Raw genomic sequence first — 18,395 nt, forward strand, 5'->3', positions numbered from 1 at the left:
TATGCCGAGCTTTGCCGATGAAACCTCTGCTTGAAGTTTCGCCTAGCAGGGCTCGTCGGCACTACACAGGTTTACCCTGAAGATACCGTTCTTTCCATCCGATGGGACAAAGGTGCCGTCAGGCTGAAGGCCGTATATGCCGTCACGATCAAACCGGAGTGAAATAACCAGTTCAACGGCCGAGGCCATCCTGTAGTCCAGGATTTCAGTCACTTCACCATATTCGACTCCGTCAACGGCAAACTGCTGCTGTTCGCGAACAATCAGCCGGGTATAGCCTGCAGGGCTGGTGGCAAGCAGAACCCTGCGCGGGTTTGACGAGTCGGACTCATCGCTGGCCTGGAAAGCGGCCCAATCATCGCGGCTCAGCCTCAGCCTGGGAGCAGGGCTTACGCTCGGTACGTCAAGATTCACCGAAGACGCATCGGGTAAGCCGCGCACCGGGTCGCCCTCAACGAAATATCGTTGAATGCTGGTGTTGGCGCCGTCATTCGTCCAGAACAGCAGGGTATCCTCGTCCGAAACCGCGCCGGCATTCGCCAGAAACGCAACCTTGTCGTTTGCGCCCACATCAAAGGCGCCCCCGCCCCCGATAAAATCGGTAATCTCCATCGTCGATCCGTCTTCAAGCAGGAACAGCTGGTCGGTGCGGACAACTTTGGTAAAGTCGCTGTTATCCACCGAGTTTGTATACAGCCCCCTGAACCCGAAAGACGAAACATCGCGCTGAGCCAGATAAAACACCTCGCCGTTATCGGTTATGCGGACCGTTGCGCTACCCAGATCGTCGATAGAATCCCTTGCAGAACTGCCCGTTTCTCTTACCGCTTCCGTAAACGTGCCGTCAGCATTGCGGACGTAGACGCCGGAGTTCGAAGAGTCAGGCAGCGAAGTACCATCGGCGTTGCGAACGGCCAGCCCGAATGCAAGCTGGCCCGCCGGGTTCTGGTCGTATTCCTTGGAGCCGAAGAAATTCGGTTTCAGGTTGCCGGGCAGGTCAGTAACAGCCCGACGCAGGGATTGCTCCTTCTGGCCAGCGCCAGTAACCGTCCAGAAAGCGCCACCGACCGAGTAGGGCGAGTCATCAAGAACCTCAAAACCATCCGTATTGGAGCCGGGTTTGAACGTCACCCCGCCAGCCCCGTCAATGCTGAGAGATCCGAAGAGTCTGTTACCCTGAATATTCTCGGTGAAATAAATATCGCCAGCGTCCATCGTGGGAAAGCTTGTGCCACCGCGCCCCGGCTCGCCCTCGCGAGCAATAAGGCCCGTCACTCCCGCCGTGTTGCGCAAGAGCGCCTCGTTATTCAGACCATCCACGTCGTCTGTCGACGAACCGGCCGACTGCCGGTTGAGAATCCCGCTGAAAATAATCTGATCGCTTTCTGCGACCAGGACCTCAAGGAATCCGTTGTAGGAGGCATCACTGGAGGGCAGCGTCGTATCATCCGCCTGGACAAGCTCAACGCCAGACCCGGCGCTCTGGCGAAAAACGCCGTCCCTGAGGGACCCGCTGCTATCGGTCTGGTCCGTCGAACCCAGAAACGCTATTGTGCCAAGTCTGTTGGTATCAAAGCGCAGTTGTGTGCCCAGTGCATCATTGAACACGGCTCCGCTGCCAATCCCGGGAGCCGTATCGCCGCTGACCACGACGGCTGTGATGCCGCTATCAAGCCCATCCAGCGTCACCTCATCCGAATCCGTACAACCAACACTATTGCAGGCAGCCACGACATAACGGGCGCCGTTGCGCTCGGTCAGGCTGATGTTGTTGACGTATTCGTTCGTTGTCAGGTCGGGACCAATCCGGGAAAAACCACTCACTCCGTCTGGATCTTCGAACACTTGATAAGACGTGGCCTCCGCAACGTCCGGCCAGGTAAATGTCAGTGTCCAGTCGTCGTAGGACGGCGTCACTACCGGCGCTGCGGGTGCGTCGGAAACGGTACCGCCGTCTCCGCCACCATCGCCACCATCGTCACTGCCGTTATCGCCACCACCCCCTGTACTGGTTTCATCGCCTGTCGTGGTCGCGCTGTTGTCGTTGTCCCCGTCGAACCAGTCGCAGGCAGCCAATGAAAAACACACGGTGATAATAGTGAGAACCTTGATTGTAAACAGACTTATCGTTTTCATGGTTTTATCCTTAAAAGACACTCTTTAGAAATCCATTCACCTTGCGGTCAAGGGAATAGCGAACGATGTTTTCATCGAACTTCCTTCTGGCTATGTCTGCCCCCATCTGCACTGCTTCATCAGACTTGTGTAAAAAGCTTATCGGGAACGAACAAAGGCCGGCAGACCGCAACTGAGGGGCGCGATTTCAGCTTTGACCCCCTCATTCGCGGGGAGTATCTTGATAGAAGACGCATTGGATTGAGTCATTGAAGCGATCCGAGCAACAGGTACCAGATAAGGATATATCCACTGTTGGTTTCAGGACGATGCAATGAAATTGGGCTTTTTACTGGAAGACCATGGAGGCGCCCAGGACTGGCTACAGGGTGTTTTGACGGAAGTATTCCCGGGCATTTCGGTGACCGTTTCCGGTCGCCTCAGTGAGGCCCGGGACAAACTGTCTCACCTGCTTCAAGCTGGTTTCACGCCGGATATCGCGCTGATCGATCTGAGCCTGCCCGATGGCACCGGCATAGATTTTATACGCGATCTACGCGAACAGGCTCCGGAATGCCTCTGCATTGTGGTGACCATCCATGACGACGACCGTCATGTCTTCCCGGCGCTCAGGGCCGGTGCCCGGGGCTATCTGCTCAAGCAACAGCCCCAGGCAGAGCTGGCTCGACGCCTCTCCGGCCTGATTGAGGACGAGCCGCCTTTATCTCCCTCGGTAGCTCGCCGGGTGCTGGCCACCTTTGCACCGCCCGACACCTCAAGCCAGCCAGACCTGACACCACGGGAGCAAGAAGTACTGGAGCTGATCGCCAAGGGTTTCACGCTCGCTCAGGTGGGACAGGCACTGGGTATCACACGCCACACCACGGCTGGCTATGTCAAAAGCGTTTACCGCAAACTGGAAGTCTCATCACGGGCGGAAGCCACCCGCGAAGCCATGCGAATGGGCATGATTGACCGCTAGCTGGCAGGCATCTGCAGCTCAATCTCGAAGCCTTCCCCGGGATCTGTTCGCCATTCCACAGATCCGCCAAGATCACGAGCGCGGACCTGCATGGTTTTTAGCCCATGGCCATCGCCCATTCCCGCAGACATGTCGAAGCTGCCATTATCCTGGACGCGCACGGTCAACTGGCCACCTTGAATGCGCCACACAACCTGCACACGATCGGCCCCCGAATGCTTGATGGTATTAGAAATTGCCTCCCGCACAATTCGGGCAATGTTCGTGGCTGCTCGCGCAGACAGATGCTGATCCGGCAGATCGGAGCCGCCCTGCCATTCAAGCTCAATGCCGGAATCATTCAGACGCTGGCGTACTTCCCCCTCACAGGCATTGGCCACATCCACCAGATGAACGGGTTGGCCTGAGGCGGTATCCACCAGGCCATGGAGATCGGCCAGCGCCGAACGTGCAACCTCCCGGACGCTGTCGGTTTCGGCAACGTAGACAAGGCTGAGAAGACGCGCCCCCAGATCGTCATGCAGATCCCGCATGATACGGCTTCGTTCTTTTGCGGCCCCGGCATCCCTGGCCTGTAAGGCTTGCAATGCCTTACCGGTCAGGTCGTAAAGCAGGTTCGCAACGCGGATGTCTTCCTTGGTGAACAATCTTGCCCCGCCGCTGGCAAATTCGAGGCTGGCCCGCTGGCAATCGCCGGCCAGCGGCGGCATGTCCATCAGCGCCCCGTCATCGGAAACCTCTACCGCCTGATGTGGGCCGGACACGTCCTGCATCTTCAGACTCAGGGGCTTGAACGTCATGCGCAAAAGGTCGGGCCAGGCCCGGCGTACCTCGGCTTCGGTCGACGCCGAGAAAAGCTTGTCCACCAGCTCCTGCAATGCCTCATTCAGCGAGATTCCGGTTCGCTGACCAAACCGGTCCCACAGCCACTGGCGCAGCGGAAAATACAGCCAGCCTGCGATGGCCAGTGACAGTGTCAGGGCATAAGCGCTGGTTAGCCCCGCGCCCATTATCAACACTGCATCCAGCACCAGCACCATTAAACCGCCAGCAAACCAGAGCCAGGTTTTGAACCACCAGCGTTCGATGTCAAACAGCCGATAACGTACCAGCCCGGCGGCAATGCCGAGGTAGAGAATCAGATAGGCGCCAAACCCGAACAGCAATGGAACCACCGGCGGGTAACCGAAAGCCGGTGGTATCATGATCAGCCCCATCAGCAGCACACTGCCGAGGAAGATGGCCAGCACACACCATTTCAGCGCCGCCCGCTCCAGGGGTCTGCCCCGCGAAGCGATCCACTGCGCCGCGGCAAAGGCGAGGCCCAGCAGATACCCCACCACCACCGGCAGATAAACCGTCAGCTGGGCGCTGTCGCCGACCTGCAGCTCGCTCAGTATCCACATAACCACCGCTGTGAGGATCAGCAGAGTCGGAACCGGCGCCCGCGCCAATGGGCGGGGATACACCCAGAACAGGGAAACAAGGGAGGCATTGACCATCAGCGTAGCCAGATGGTTAACCGCGGCAACCACACCGAACAGTTCGCCGCTGAGCACAAACTCACGGTCGCCATAGATGGCCAGAGTCAGCGTATTCACCATGGTTGCCACGCCGGACAGCGCATAAAGCCGGGTCGCAGCACTTCGCGGGCGGAAGGCCCAGATACCAACAGCGACAGCCAACGCTATCAACCCGTAGAAGGTGTGTAACGCAAAACCGCGAAACAGCTGATGCCAGGGTGTGCGGGTGGCAGCGGCTGGCAACCTCTCTCCTGACGCCGTTATGAAATACCCGCCACCCTCTCGCAATGTCCTGTCGAGAGCGGTCTGGCGCTGCATGAACAGATTGAGCTCGTGGTACCTGAGCAGATCAGGCTCTTCCATGACCAGATTGCCCGCAAGTTCGATACGGCGGCCGTCAGCAGCTTCAAGTGCAACCAGAACATCACCGATAGAAACTGCATTGGCATTGGGAGAATCGGGATGAATGGCCGTGACCTCCAGGCCACCCGGATTCGTGTGGGGAGAAAGGTCCAGCCCCAGCCAGGGCGGTGTCAGCGCAACCTTTGCAGAAATGCCAATTGCAACCATGGCCAGCACTGCGATCAGAAGAAAACGCTGCCTGGGTGCCACCAGTGTCCTCCAAAGTCCTTTTAGATTGCCTTAAGACTAGCGCGGCTCCATAACGTTTGCGACACCCTGAATGAGGGGCCCTGTGATGTCAGACCTTTTTTCGGGCCAATCAGCCATCGCCAATAACAATGACCGCCACTGTGACAATCAGGTTAAAGGCCATATGCATCATGATGGGAGACACCAGCCGCTGGTGACGCTCGAAGAAATACCCGAGGCAAACACTGGGGACAATCACACCTGAACCGAGCAGTAACCCACCTCGTGGCAGGTGAGCGATTGCGAACAGTACGGTGGTAACAAGGTTGGCGAGGGTGATGGGTCCGTAGCGTCGTTTTCCAATCGACTTGTTCAGCAGCCAGCGCTGAATCATTCCCCGAAACACAAATTCTTCCAGAAGGGGAAACACAACCACGAACGCAAGCAGGGTTGTGACTCCGGCACCCAAAGCGGCAGCGTCTGGCCTGATCCACGCCACCCACAGGAACCCGACAGGGATGGCGGCACCCATCACGGCCTGAAACTGCCAATCCCGCAGTATCTCGATGCTGGACCATGCCGCGCTGGTTTGGCTGACTTCACCGCTGTTTGGCATCTGGTTCATTTCCCGGGTTGATTCACTCCCATCATGCCACACCAGCCCGTCCGGGCTGACAGAATCAGTGCGTACGTTCTGCCGGGCGAAAAAAAAGCTCCCTGTCATCAGACAGGGAGCAAAGGTCGCGACCGGCTTTGTTGCTCGTCAGGCGTTAGCCCGCCACTTGCTCCTCGCCAATCCAACTAACGCCAGCAGAACCAGCAGAGGCAACACCGGGTCCTTGGCACCGCCCAGGCTGCAACCGAATGAGCTGCCGCTGCTTTCACTGCCAAGATCCGAGCGATTCAGGCGGGTATAGAGAGCCGACTGTACCTCTGATGTCGCCTGCCCGTCTGATGCAATCGCCCGTAGCTCTGTTGTTTCCGTCAATACGATGGTCTCTCCGGGCTGATATGCCATGCTGCTGGTATCAGGATCGGAGCCGTCCGTGGTGATATACAGCGTGGTCCCCGGACGGCCGTCGACAGTGACAGTCAGCGTCTCAAGGAAACTCTGGTCGCCGCTCGGGCTGAAGGTGGGCCTGGCAAGGGTCAGGGCCGACAACTGGACATCATCCATGAATACTGTCCGGGCCAGCGCTGCGTCCGGGCCGTCACTGCCACCGGTCCGGTCGCGGACGCTGAGAGTGAGGCGCATCGAGCCACTGCCTGCAATGCTGTCTGCAGCGATATCGCCGGTGGTCCCAAGGAACTGCCACTGGCGAGCATCCCCTGTAATCTCCAGTTCCCCTGCGAGATCTTCCAGGGTATCGGCATTGGTACAGGCCCCGTCAGTGAAGAACTCCGCACGGATCGCGGCCGTCAAACCAGCGGCCGGCTCATCACTCGTGACGTTGGCCGAAGGTTGCAGAACGCCGGACGGGATATCCGCCCTGCTGATGCACTGAACCAGGCTGGTATCATCGTATTCGCCGGTGAGACGCTTGAAATAGACCCCGTTCTCACCACTCAATGCAAAGGGCAAGTCGCCTGCAGAAGCCAGCGGAACCACGCCATTGCGGGGTGCCAACGCAAGCTGCCAGCCACTGGCATCCGCCGTCACGAATTCCCCATCCATAAGATCCGGATCGCTGAAATCGTGATTAACCAATAGATTCCTGCCATCCTGCTCTACCCGAATATCGTCCAGCCAGATACGCACATCGTCCGGGTCAGAGTCGGCATTAAAGCTGAAGGGGCGAAGTGACAAGCGAACAGCCTTTGCCCCGTCAGAAATCTGCTCGGCGGGGTGCACCATCGGGCCCGTTGTTTCGCGGTTCGCTTCTTCGACAAGAGCCCATTCGTTTTGCAGAACACCCCCATCGCCGAAGTGAAACCTTCGGTTCACATCAAACTCAGCGTCTGTCAGGCGATTGGCGGTACTGTTCGCTTGCATGTCCCTGTTGCAGGTTTCCAGGTCACTATAAAAGTTGGTATTCAACTGGAGCCGGAGGCTGTTGTTCACCGAACCGCGATTAGTGAAAACCTGATAGCTGAACTTGATGTCAAGGTTCTCGTCAATGGCCACGCACTGCTCGAGTCTGTTGGCATTGTAATCATCGGTTATTTCTTCAAAGGAGAATACGCCCGTGCCCGACACGGGGTCCGGTGCATCAGTGATGGCTGATCCCGCTACGGATACCGTTGCGGATGAGTCTCGGGTCGCTATCGTCAGATCCCGCAAGAATGTCCAGGACGGCAGGTAGCCGATACCAGTGTCGCCACCGATGTCCACCGCCGCAAAATTGGTATCCTCATTCAAGGGGTTCACGTCAGTAAAGTCACCGTTAGGGGCAGCCATTGCCACACCCGGCAGACCAACTGTCGCTAGAATAATCAGGCTTTTCAGGGGGGGATGCATAATCACACTCCACTTTTTTGTTTTCTTTGTTTTCGTAAGGTCTTCACTTTAAAACTTGACCCTCAGGCCCGTGGTGACAATCGTGATGTCCTCATACTCCGGGCTGTAGCAGGTTCTGCCTGACTCCGTACACCAGAAACCACGCTCAAAACTGTGAATCTTGGCGCCGGCGTAAGCATCGAACATATCCACCGGGCTCCAGACGTAGCCGACACCGATTACGGATCCTTTTTCATCGTCCTTGTTACGATTCAGGGTCTCGCCATAGTGGATATCAAACGCATGGGTCCGGTTGGGACGATACCCGAGCTTTGCGTAGCGAAACTGACCCAGCTCAGAGCGTGTTGAAGAGAAGTTGCCGGTGGCTTCTTCTTCCGAAAGCTCTTCGGCACGATTGACCGCTGCGAACGTCAGGTTAAGCCCGGTATCACTGTGGAAATAGGAAACCGAGCCACCGTAGGTATTGATATCGGGATCATCAGAGCCACTCGGCGCTTCCCTGTTCACGGTAGCTCGTGAGTATCCTGCACCAACCAGCATTCGGCCGCCGGGTACCCGGAGCCCTGATGTCACGCCAACCTGCAAAACCGAGTTCGAACCGGTATCACCATCGTTGCCAGCGCTGACGGAGACCGTCGCCGGGCCGATGCGGGGGCTGTCGTAACGGATTCTTTCGTGTCGTCCCTCAAAATTGTAATCGCGTATGCTTCCGGCGATCGTTGTACGGTTTAACCTCCCGGCGCCTTCCTCCGTACTTAACTCATCAGCCGTAAAATTCTGGCGGTCGCGAAAACTGCCGTCAGCATTGAAACTGGTTTTGACGGAAGAGTCTTTCAGCGCGTAATAGAGTCCTCCGCCGATCAGGCCCGGGTGACGGAAGCTGATAACCCCTGTCCCGGAATAATCCCGACGGGCCGTATTGTAGGCCGCGCCTTCGCCGCGCCCCAGGGTGAGCTTACCGTAGGGCGAATCCACGAACGCGTCAGTAATCCGCTCATCCAGTTCCGCATCTGTGTTTTTCTCGGCAGGACTGACATCAAGAGAGGAGTTGGCATAGGCACCGATTTCAATCACCGCCCCTGCGGTCCAACCTTCAAACAGCCGCTGGGTCGCGCCGAAAGTAAAACGGGTTGGACTGTTCCGGTTGTCGACGTGATAAAACTCGGTGTCCGATCCCTGACCAAGAATTCCGCTCCCGTCACTGGCTTCAGAGCTATAACCGTCCTCCACGTACATGACTGCCCGGTTGACCTGGCCGCCTACTTCCACTTCAAGGGCTGATGCCGGGGATGCCACCAGGCTGGCCATTCCAGCTGCCAGCAGCGATTTTGAGAACTTCATATTGCCTCCGGTTCTTGTTTTTTACTGATGCATACGTCAGTGGCGTTTATTACTTCACACTGACGTTATCGTCTACTATTGATACCTATGTAAATTGAAAACATTGGATAGGTTTATGCGTTTTATGCATCTAACTTGGAGAATAGATTGAATATCAAAAAGTTGAAGTGCTTTCGCGCGGTTGTGATTCATGGCTCCCTGGTCGCCGCAGCGTCAGTAATGAATCTCAGCCAGCCGGCCACCAGCCGTTTGATCTCGACACTCGAAGATGAACTGAAGATGAAACTGTTCAAACGGGAGAAGCGACGCCTGGTTCTGACACCAGAGGGAAAGGAGTTCTTTCGTGAGGCCGAAAAGATCCTGGCGAATCTGGATGATCTGCCCCGCATCGTGCAGGAAATCAAGGATGGTGAAACGCGAACCCTGCGTATTGTTGCCCTGGCCCGCCTGGCCAACAGCCTCGTCTCCCCTGCGCTCGCAAGGTTTGTCCAGGAACACCCCGAACAGCGGTTCAGTGTGGACGTCCGCGGCCACCGTGACATCGAGCAATGGGTAGCAGGCCGTCATTACGATATTGCAGTGGCCCTTACCAGGCCCTGCAACCATCCTTCAGTTATACAGCGGCCTTTCTTTGATACCGACGCCATGGTGATGGTGCCCAAGGGCCATCCTCTCGAGCAGCTTGGCTCAGTCACGCCGGCGCAGATGGCAGAGCACGACATAATTGCTCTCGCACCCGGCTTGCGGCCGCGCTTTCAGATGGAGGAAATATTTCACAGCGCCGGTATCGAGTTGAACTGCAAGATTGAGACAACCTCCAGCGTCATGGCCTGCCAGATGGTGGTGGAAGGGCTGGGTGTTACCATCATTGACCGGCTGGCCGCTATGTCTATGGACCAGAAACGCTTCAGCCTGATGCCACTTGCCCCTGCTTACCGATTGCAGTTTGTACTTCTGTTTCCACCCGGCTTTGAAGAAACGCCCGCCATTACCAGCCTGGTGCGATGCCTTCAGCGCCAGGTTGAATCCTCACTGGGTGAATACGCCACCATGACCGGCCATGCCGAGCAGTAACCTCAATGCATGCAGAAAATGCATAAAGTTATGACTTATATTCAATTTTAAAATCCATTCGTCCTGCCTAGACTGGCCTCAATCACTGATCCTGCATCCATGGTGACTGCCAGGGTGGAACGATCAGAATCTCCAACAACTACAATCAGGAGAGAAGATGAGGACCCGGACCCCGGTGAAATCAGGCATCTGCCTCTTGGGCGCGCTTATCGCCAGCCTGTTGGCCGTACCTGCGGATGCGGGCCAGGAAGACAACTCGCTAGTGGTTGCCTTTGCAAAACCCTTGACCACAGTCGACCGGCTCTATTCCATCCAGCGCGAAGGGTTGATTCTGTCGCGTCTGACGGACGACGGCCTGTTCTACGTTAACCCGGACACGCTGGAGTTCGAGCCGCTGGCTGCAGAATCCTACGAGTGGGTCAACCAGACCCGACTTGAAGTCACCGTTCGCGACGACGTCACTTTTCACGACGGCAGCCCAATGACGGCGGATGACGTTGTGTACACCTACGAATGGGTATTGAACGACGACGCCGATACCAGCCGTGGACCGGTGATTCAGTCCTGGCTTGAAAGTGTTGAGAAAGTCGGCCCGCGAACCGTGCGATTCAACCTGCGTCTGCCATACCCGATGGCGCTACGGGATATGGCCATCAGCATTCCGGTTCGCAAAGAGGGTACCTACGATGGCGTCGAGGGAAGGCAGAACTCGGCTGAAGACAGGCCCCTCAACGGCATTGGCCCCTACCGCATCAAATCATTCAGCGCGGGCCGCGAAATCGTCATTGAACGGTTTGACAATTATTATCAGGCCAGTCCGAAAGCCAACCCCGCCATAGATACCATGGTTTTCCGGGTTATTCCTGACCAGGGCACCCAGCAGGCAGAGCTGCTCAGTGGTGGCATCGACCTGATGATGGATGTTCCACCGGATGTGGCCGACAACATCAGCCATCTGCCCGGTGTGCGCCGCAAAGAAGGCAACGATATCCGGATCGGCTACATCACCCTGGATGCCGGTGGCTACGCAGACCCGGACAGCCCCTTCACCAACCGCAAAGTACGCCAGGCCATCAACTACGCCATCAATCGCGAGGAAATCACCCGTTACCTGGTTCGCGGCAGCGCTGAAGTTATCGATTTCGCCTGCCATCCGCGCCAGTTCGGTTGTGAAGCCGACGGCCCGCGTTATGACTACGATCCGGAAAAGGCAAAGAAACTACTGGCAGAGGCGGGTTACCCCGATGGCTTCTCGTTCAAGCTCTGGGCCTACCGGGAGAAGATCATTGCCGAAGCTGTGGTCAGCAATCTGAAGGCCATCGGGCTGGACGTAGACCTTCGATTTGTGAAATTAAACGTCTTTGCCAAGGTGCGTAACGACAAGGACATGGGTGCCTTTTTCGCCTCCTACGGCAGCGGCGGCACCGCTGATGCATCGGCATCGACAGGTGTCCATTTCGCCGAAAGTTCCGCCCGGAATTACAGCGGCGACCCGGCCCTGGCCGACACCGTACTGGCGGCCGAGCGCACCATCGATACCCAGGAGCGCAAGCGCCTGTATCGCCAGGCTCTGAACCGCATCGCCGAACAGGCCTACTGGGTACCCCTGTTTTCCTACAGTCAGAACTATCTGCTGGCACCGGGGCTCGAATTTCCGGTTCCCAAAGACGGCGTTCCCCGTTTCTGGCAGGCCAGCTGGAGCGAACAATAATGTTTACTTATATCCTCCGCCGCGGGCTGATGGCCATTCTGGTCGCGCTGACCGTGTCCTTCGGCACTTTCGCGCTGTTCCACTACGCCACTGATCCGGCCCAGACCATTGCCGGTGAAGACGCGCCCCAGGAAATGGTCGACGACATCCGTGAACAATACGGCTTTGACCGCCCGGCTGCCGTACAGTACTTCGACTGGCTGGGAAGCACCCTGCAGGGTGATTTTGGTGAAAGCTATTTCTGGAAACAGCCGGTGGTCCAGCTGATCAAGGACCACGCCCCCGTCACCATTACCCTGGCGCTGGCATCGCTGTCCGTTACCATTCTGATCGCCCTGCCCCTGGGTATCAGCGCTGCTCTGAAGCCCAACAGCTGGGTTGACCGCTTTGCCCTGTCCACGGCGGTGTCCGCCCAGGCCATTCCAAACTTCTGGCTGGGGCTGATGCTGATCATTCTGTTCGCGGTGACATTCCCGATCTTCCCGGTATCCGGCGACGCCACCTGGCGACACTTTGTCCTGCCATCGCTGGTGCTGGGTGCCAGTTCTGTGCCAGCCGTGATGCGGCTGACCCGTACCGGGCTGCTGGACGTGCTGTCCTCGGACTACATCCGCACCGCCCGGGCCAAGGGGTTCATGGGCTACCGGCTGATTCTGCAACAGGCCATGCGCAATGCCCTGTTGCCCATCGTCAGCGTGCTGGCGGTACAACTGGGCAATAAGCTGGGTGGTTCGGTGGTCACCGAGTCGGTGTTCAGCATGAACGGGCTTGGCCGGCTGGCCGTTGAATCCATATTCAATTCGGATATCCCCACGGTTCAGTCTCTGATCCTGATCTTTGTACTGACCTTTGTATTGCTCACGCTGGCCGCTGACCTGATCAACGCCTGGCTTGACCCGCGGATCCGGATGGGGTGAATGATGACGACTGATCAAACAATGAACAAATCCGGCCTGACAGCGACTGACGCCACTCAGGAAGAAAACAACCTGGGGCTGAGCCCAACCATGGCGGCGCTTAAACGCGCGCGAAGCCACTATGGCCTGAAAATCGGCCTGGGCATTCTGCTGGTGATGGCCATTTTTGCCCTGTTCGCACCCTGGCTGGCGCCTCATGATCCCTACATGCAGAACCTGCCGCTGCGTATGCTGCCACCGGTATGGGTGGAAGGTGGCAGCTGGGAATACCTGCTGGGCACTGACCATCTCGGTCGCGACTACCTCAGCCGAATTATCTACGGCGCCCGAATTTCCATGACCATCGGCATTGGTGCCGCCACCATCGGAATGATCATCGGGGTCACACTCGGGCTGATTGCCGGCTACTACGGTGGCTGGCTGGACCAGGCCGTGAATTTCCTGGTGACCTGCCAGCTTGCGGTGCCCAGCCTGCTGCTGATCATGGCGCTGGTATTTGTAATTGGCCAGTCCATCACCGTGGTCATCTTCGTGATCGGCGCCACCCACTGGGTGTTCTATCTGGTGGTTACCCGCTCGGCCACCCTGCGATTACGGGAACTGGACTTTGTCGCCGCCGCCCAAGCCATGGGCTGCAGTAAGTTCCAGATTGCGGTGAAAGAAGTGCTCCCCAATCTGGTGAACCAGATCATGGTGATTTTCACCCTGGAAGTGGCAGTAGCCATTCTCAACGAAGCCACCCTGTCGTTCCTGGGCCTGGGCATTCCCTCGCCCATTCCGTCCTGGGGTCTGATGATCGCCGAAGGAAAACAGGCGATGTTCTTCCAGCCCTGGCTGGTAATCCTCCCCGGCATTTCGCTCTTCATTCTGGTGATCGCCATCAACCTGCTGGGCGACGGCGTGCGGGACGTGACTGTGACAAACCGGAGGAACTGACATGGGTAGTGAAATGAGCACGACATCCATTCTCGATATCCAGAATCTGTCCGTGGATATTCCAACCGACTCCAGCACGCTGCATGCGGTAAGAGGCATCAGCCTGGAGCTGAACCGGGGCGAAACCCTGGGCATTGTTGGCGAATCCGGTTCCGGTAAATCCATGACCGCCCTGGCACTGATGAACCTGCTTCCGCCCGCAGCTAAACGCTCGGCCGGCTGCATCAGTTTCGAGGGCAGCGACCTGACCCACGCCACCGAGCAAGAGCTGGCCAGCAAGATTCGCGGCCAACGCATCGGCATGATCTTCCAGGAGCCGATGACCAGCCTGAACCCGGTGTATTCCATTGGCCGCCAGCTCAAGGAAACCATGACCCTGCATCGCAAGGTGTCGGAATCTGAAGCGGAAAAACGCGCCATTTATCTACTGGAGAAAGTCGGCCTGCCTGACCCGGCCAGCCGCCTGAAGCAGTATCCCCATGAGCTTTCCGGCGGCCAGCGCCAGCGGGTAATGATTGCCATGGCGCTGATGAACGAGCCGGAACTGCTGATCGCCGATGAACCGACAACGGCACTGGACGTGACTATTCAGGCCCAGATTCTTCATCTGCTGAGGGAACTGCAGCAGGAATTCGGCATGTCCATGATCCTGATCACCCACGACCTGGGTGTCGTCTCGCGAGCGGCCGACCATATCGCTGTGATGTACGCCGGCGATATTGTAGAAACCGGCAGAACCGCCGAGGTGCTTGAAGATCCGCGCCACCCCTACACCCAGGGCCTGCTTGAGTGCGTGCCCGGCTATCGCGGCACTTCCCAGCAGCGCCTGGGCGCCATTCCCGGTATTGTCCCGGCGATGACCGGCACCATTAGCGGTTGTGCGTTCGCATCCCGCTGCCCACGAGCGGCGGATATCTGCAAAACCGACACGCCGCCCACCAAAGCTCTGCAGCAGGGGCGCTATTTCGTCTGCCATGAGCCGAACATTCAGACCCCGGAAAACACCGCTAACACGGCACGAGAGGCAGCAAACCAGACGCCGGAAGATTCTGCCCTCAAAAAAGGCGAACCGATACTGACGGTCGACGGCGTCAGCTGCACCTTCATGGTCCGCCGTGGGCTGTTTGGCAAACGCAAGCCGCTTCAGGCCATGGACAACGTCAGCCTGACCCTGAACAAGGGCGAAGTACTGGCCCTGGTGGGCGAATCCGGCTGCGGCAAATCCACCCTGACCCGCACCATCATGGGACTTCAGAAGCCGGATTCCGGTTCCGTAACCCTCAATGGCAGGCGCATTGAAAACCTGCCACCCATGGAGCGGGCGCGGATGATTCAGCCGATTTTCCAGGACCCCTATTCGTCACTGAACCCGCGCAAGACCATTGGTGAAATCATCACCAAGCCATTGGCCGTGCACCGCATCGGCAGCCGTCAGGAACAGCACGCCCAGGCCCGCAGGATCATGGAACTTGTGGGCTTGCCAACACGGGTATTCAACAGCTACCCGGACCAGCTTTCAGGCGGCCAGCGCCAGCGCGCTGCCATTGGCCGGGCGCTGATCATGAATCCGGAAGTAGTGATCTGTGACGAGCCCACGTCGGCGCTGGACGTGTCAGTCCAGGCCCAGATTCTGAACCTGCTGCTGGATCTGCGGGACGAGATGGACCTGACCTACCTGTTTGTGACTCACAACCTGTCGGTTGTGCAGCACATGGCCGACCGGGTGGCGGTGATGTATCTGGGCGAGATCGTTGAATGCGGCGATCGGGATCAGGTTATGACCGATCCCAAACACCCCTACACACACGCGCTGATGGACTCTGCCCTAAGCATTTCCCCGGGTGAAACCGTGCCAGATCCTGGCCTTGCCGGAGACTTTCCGAACCCGATGAACCGTCCCAGCGGCTGCCCGTTCCACCCTCGCTGCCCATTGGCAGACCAGCAGTGCCGGGAACAGGCCCCGGGGCCGGAACTGATTGATAACACGCTGGTTCAGTGCTGGAAGGCAAAAACTTCCGGCAGCCAGCTGAAATCCTGAACCAACAACAATACCGAGGACCTGCCCCATGAAACTCATTGCGTTACTGCTTGTCGGGCTCATCTCCCTGCTTTCAGGCTGCGCCTCCGTTCAGCCTGATGAAGCCGCCTACGCTGAGGACTCCGACCTGTTCCAGCCTGCAACCTTCGAAAGCTACGGCTCTTTCGTGGTGTCAGCCGGCACCGAGAGCAAGCCGGTGAATATGCGGCTTTGGTACGCCCGGCCCGACAAGGTTGAAGCCGACACCCCGGTGGTCATGGTCATGCACGGCGCCCGCCGGGACGCCAACACCTACCGGGATTACTGGGGCACCTATGCCAAGCGCCACAATGCGCTGATCATTGCTCCGGAGTTTTCCCAGGATAACTTCCCCACTGGCTGGGGTTACCAGTCCGGTAACTGGGTTACCGCCGATTCTGCCTCTTACGATGAATCCAAAGGCCAGCGCAATCCGCCTGAGGAATCGTCTTTCGCGGCCCTCGAGCGGGTCTTCGACGCCGTAAAAAACCAGTTTGCCCTGAATGCAGAAACCTACGACATCTGGGGCCACGGCAGTGGTGCCCAGTTCGTCCACCGCATGGTCATGATGTGGCCACAGGCCCGTATTGGCACTGCCGTAGCAGCAAACGCCGGCAGCTACACCTTTCCGGACTGGACGCTGCCGCTTCGGTATGGCCTGAAGAACACAGGTATCGAGCCTGAGGATCTCAAGCCTGCCTACAAGCACAGGCTGGTCATCATGCTCGGAACTGAAGACAACGACCCATCCCACCGCCTGCTGAGCCAGCTTGATATTGCCCTTGCACAGGGCGCACACCGGTTCGAAAAAGGACAGAACTTTTACAAGGTCAACAAAGCTCAGGCCGAAAAACTGAACACCGAATACAACTGGGAGATTCAGACCGTTTACGGCATCGCTCACAGCGGCCAGAAGATGGCGAAAGCCGGCGCCGAGTTCCTGCTTCAGGGCAAAACCGAAAAGGCGCTTTTCTCTGACGACGGCGGGAGCAACCGACAGGACGACCAGGAAGACAGCGGCGAAGGTCCGGAAAGCAGCAGACTTCTGAAAGGCTCGGACGACGGCGAAGTTTCCCCGTTCTGACAACAAGCAACCATGAGCGAAGTAACCATTATGGACAATCAAATGCCCCGGTCGATCATCCGCCTGTCGCATGGTCGTCTCAGCTACCTGGAAAATGGCAGTGGTGAACCCGTGTTATTCCTTCACGGCCTGAATGGCAATGGTTCAAGCTGGGTGGGCCAGCTCACCGCCCTGGCACCGTCACTGAAAATGTGGGCCTGGGATGCCCCTGGCTATGGCGAATCCGACGTTGCCGGTGATTCCGTGGCCGATCTGGCGCAAGTGGCGATCGAATTTCTGGCGTCCTGCCATTCCGGCCCGGTGAATATTGTGGGTCACTCGATGGGCGGCCTGGTGGCGATGAAAATCGCGATTCTGAAACCCGGCCTGGTCAAACGCCTGATTCTGTCCTGTACCCATCCGGGCCACGGCCTGTCGCCCTCTGATGGCGCCAACGAGCGCTATCAGCGTCGGCTGCGGGAGCTGGAGGAACTGCCAAAAATGGAATATGGCAGGCGGCGCGCCAAAGGCATGCTGCCAGCGAACACCAGCGAGGCGCTATTCCAGAAAGTGGCCAGTATCGCCGCAGAATCGCGTCCGGAAGGTGTTGTAAATGCGGCCTGGGCGATCCAGACCGCGAACCTGGTGCCAGAGCTGGATCAGATTCAGGCCCCCACTCTGGTCATCACCTGCGACAAGGATGCGGTAGCGCCCTTGGCCAAAGCCCAGCCACTGCTGGACAACATTGGAAATGTAAGGCATCTCGAGCTCAGAGGTCTGGGCCACGCGCCCTACATTGAAGATCCGCGCCGCTTCAACGCCGCCGTGTCAGATTTTCTGCTGGGCGTCTAGCGGCGCTGGTGGCCGGCTCAGTCCTGCAGGCCCAGGCTCTCGCCATCTTTCAGTATGCAGCGGTCCAGCAGTTCCAGATACTCCGCCTTGGCCTTGACCTTGGTCTGGGCGTGAGCCTTCATGTTCAGCTGTTTGAACTGCTGGGCCACTTCATTGGCACGAGCCATCAGGGTGTCAGGCTCAACCGCCTCGTCCAGGAAACCGGCTTCGATGGCGCCGGTGGGGCTGTAGATTTCGGCATTAACAACCGAACGATAGAAATGCGCAGGGGCAAGACGGTGACGTGCGATCTCGATGCCGGCGTGGTGCATGGTCATGCCAATAGCCACTTCATTCAGGCCGAGCTTGAAGCTACCCTGGATACCAATGCGGTAATCCACAGACAGCATCACGAACGCGCCCTTGGCAATGGCGTGGCCGCTGCAGGCACCGATGACCGGAAGCGGAAACGCCGCCAGCCGCCGCGTGAAGGTGGAACCCACAGTGACCAGCGCCGTAGCCTCTTTCGGACCCTTCTGCATTTCCTTGAGATCATAACCGCCGGAGAAAATGCCAGGCTGGCCTGTGAGAATCACCACCGCCTTGTCCTGCTCAGCACGGTCCAGAGCCGTGTTCAGCGCTGCAAAAACCTCGTGGCTGAGGGCGTTTGCCTTGCCGTTGCTGATGGAAATGGTGGCTACGCCGTCGTTCAGTTGGTAATTAACAAGATCCGTCACCGGCTGTCCCTCTCGCTTGGATAGAATTCGAAAGGCTGAACTTTGCCAGCTTCTGCACCG

The 18,395-nt window shown here is 57.9% G+C and carries 14 protein-coding genes; 8 read left to right on the top strand and 6 right to left on the bottom strand.

Translation table 11 applies throughout. The features are described from left to right. Window positions 1-42: 42 nt before the first annotated feature. Window positions 43-2,136 carry a hypothetical protein gene (locus E5Q11_RS07895; protein WP_135802860.1) on the bottom strand — a complete coding sequence of 698 codons (2,094 nt, stop codon included), beginning with the start codon at window positions 2,134-2,136 and terminating at the stop codon, window positions 43-45. Between the two features lie 313 nt (window positions 2,137-2,449). On the opposite strand from E5Q11_RS07895, the gene E5Q11_RS07900 reads away from it, so the two are divergent. Continuing rightward, window positions 2,450-3,097 carry a response regulator gene (locus E5Q11_RS07900; RefSeq protein ID WP_135802861.1) on the top strand — a complete coding sequence of 216 codons (648 nt, stop codon included), beginning with the start codon at window positions 2,450-2,452 and terminating at the stop codon, window positions 3,095-3,097. On the opposite strand, the gene E5Q11_RS07905 is transcribed toward E5Q11_RS07900, so the two are convergent. From E5Q11_RS07905 to E5Q11_RS07920, 4 genes are all read right to left on the bottom strand, one after another. Further along, on the bottom strand, window positions 3,094-5,232 hold the full coding sequence (locus tag E5Q11_RS07905) for a sensor histidine kinase (RefSeq protein ID WP_135802862.1): 2,139 nt from the start codon (window positions 5,230-5,232) through the stop codon (window positions 3,094-3,096). The two genes, E5Q11_RS07900 and E5Q11_RS07905, sit on opposite strands and share 4 nt — an antisense overlap. A gap of 109 nt (window positions 5,233-5,341) precedes the next feature. Continuing rightward, window positions 5,342-5,827 carry a JDVT-CTERM system glutamic-type intramembrane protease MrtJ gene (gene mrtJ, locus E5Q11_RS07910; protein WP_168215629.1) on the bottom strand — a complete coding sequence of 162 codons (486 nt, stop codon included), beginning with the start codon at window positions 5,825-5,827 and terminating at the stop codon, window positions 5,342-5,344. 147 nt (window positions 5,828-5,974) lie between these two features. Beyond that, on the bottom strand, window positions 5,975-7,669 hold the full coding sequence (locus E5Q11_RS07915; protein WP_135802864.1) for an FN3 associated domain-containing protein: 1,695 nt from the start codon (window positions 7,667-7,669) through the stop codon (window positions 5,975-5,977). Window positions 7,670-7,717: 48 nt separating this feature from the next. Next, complete coding sequence (locus tag E5Q11_RS07920) at window positions 7,718-9,010, bottom strand: porin (RefSeq protein WP_135802865.1); 1,293 nt, start codon at window positions 9,008-9,010, stop codon at window positions 7,718-7,720. Window positions 9,011-9,157: 147 nt separating this feature from the next. On the opposite strand from E5Q11_RS07920, the gene E5Q11_RS07925 reads away from it, so the two are divergent. The 7 genes from E5Q11_RS07925 (at window position 9,158) to E5Q11_RS07955 (ending at window position 17,619) form a co-directional block, all read left to right on the top strand. Next, a complete protein-coding gene (locus E5Q11_RS07925) occupies window positions 9,158-10,084 on the top strand; it encodes a LysR family transcriptional regulator (RefSeq protein WP_135802866.1) in 927 nt (308 codons plus the stop codon). Window positions 10,085-10,241: 157 nt separating this feature from the next. Next, window positions 10,242-11,795: an ABC transporter substrate-binding protein gene (locus E5Q11_RS07930; RefSeq protein WP_135802867.1), complete on the top strand. Its 1,554-nt coding sequence runs from the start codon at window positions 10,242-10,244 to the stop codon at window positions 11,793-11,795. Continuing rightward, window positions 11,795-12,712, top strand: a complete 918-nt coding sequence (locus E5Q11_RS07935) for an ABC transporter permease (protein ID WP_135802868.1) — start codon at window positions 11,795-11,797, stop codon at window positions 12,710-12,712. Before E5Q11_RS07930 ends, E5Q11_RS07935 begins: the two co-directional genes overlap by 1 nt. After that, on the top strand, window positions 12,713-13,648 hold the full coding sequence (locus E5Q11_RS07940) for an ABC transporter permease (RefSeq protein WP_210426298.1): 936 nt from the start codon (window positions 12,713-12,715) through the stop codon (window positions 13,646-13,648). 13 nt (window positions 13,649-13,661) lie between these two features. Continuing rightward, window positions 13,662-15,686, top strand: a complete 2,025-nt coding sequence (locus tag E5Q11_RS18185) for an ABC transporter ATP-binding protein (RefSeq protein WP_135802869.1) — start codon at window positions 13,662-13,664, stop codon at window positions 15,684-15,686. Window positions 15,687-15,714: 28 nt separating this feature from the next. Continuing rightward, window positions 15,715-16,788, top strand: a complete 1,074-nt coding sequence (locus tag E5Q11_RS07950) for an alpha/beta hydrolase family protein (protein WP_135802870.1) — start codon at window positions 15,715-15,717, stop codon at window positions 16,786-16,788. Window positions 16,789-16,800: 12 nt separating this feature from the next. Next, entirely contained in the window at window positions 16,801-17,619 is an 819-nt protein-coding gene (locus tag E5Q11_RS07955; RefSeq protein WP_135802871.1) for an alpha/beta fold hydrolase, read from the top strand. A 17-nt stretch (window positions 17,620-17,636) separates the two neighbouring features. Here the strand turns inward: E5Q11_RS07955 and E5Q11_RS07960 are convergent, their stop codons facing one another. Next, on the bottom strand, window positions 17,637-18,335 hold the full coding sequence (locus tag E5Q11_RS07960) for a crotonase/enoyl-CoA hydratase family protein (RefSeq protein WP_135802872.1): 699 nt from the start codon (window positions 18,333-18,335) through the stop codon (window positions 17,637-17,639). Between the last annotated feature and the right edge of the window lie 60 nt (window positions 18,336-18,395).

This window comes from Marinobacter confluentis, assembly GCF_004785685.1.
GTDB lineage: Bacteria > Pseudomonadota > Gammaproteobacteria > Pseudomonadales > Oleiphilaceae > Marinobacter > Marinobacter confluentis.

Excerpts from the sequence above, each read along its gene's own strand:
- E5Q11_RS07935 (WP_135802868.1), top strand. The coding sequence starts at position 11,795 with ATGTTTACTTATATCCTCCGCCGCGGGCTGATGGCCATTCTGGTCGCG.
- E5Q11_RS07955 (WP_135802871.1), top strand. The coding sequence starts at position 16,801 with ATGAGCGAAGTAACCATTATGGACAATCAAATGCCCCGGTCGATCATC.
- E5Q11_RS07900 (WP_135802861.1), top strand. The coding sequence starts at position 2,450 with ATGAAATTGGGCTTTTTACTGGAAGACCATGGAGGCGCCCAGGACTGG.
- E5Q11_RS18185 (WP_135802869.1), top strand. The coding sequence starts at position 13,662 with ATGAGCACGACATCCATTCTCGATATCCAGAATCTGTCCGTGGATATT.
- E5Q11_RS07915 (WP_135802864.1), bottom strand. The coding sequence starts at position 7,669 with ATGCATCCCCCCCTGAAAAGCCTGATTATTCTAGCGACAGTTGGTCTG.
- E5Q11_RS07950 (WP_135802870.1), top strand. The coding sequence starts at position 15,715 with ATGAAACTCATTGCGTTACTGCTTGTCGGGCTCATCTCCCTGCTTTCA.
- E5Q11_RS07920 (WP_135802865.1), bottom strand. The coding sequence starts at position 9,010 with ATGAAGTTCTCAAAATCGCTGCTGGCAGCTGGAATGGCCAGCCTGGTG.
- mrtJ (WP_168215629.1), bottom strand. The coding sequence starts at position 5,827 with ATGCCAAACAGCGGTGAAGTCAGCCAAACCAGCGCGGCATGGTCCAGC.
- E5Q11_RS07895 (WP_135802860.1), bottom strand. The coding sequence starts at position 2,136 with ATGAAAACGATAAGTCTGTTTACAATCAAGGTTCTCACTATTATCACC.
- E5Q11_RS07930 (WP_135802867.1), top strand. The coding sequence starts at position 10,242 with ATGAGGACCCGGACCCCGGTGAAATCAGGCATCTGCCTCTTGGGCGCG.
- E5Q11_RS07940 (WP_210426298.1), top strand. The coding sequence starts at position 12,713 with ATGATGACGACTGATCAAACAATGAACAAATCCGGCCTGACAGCGACT.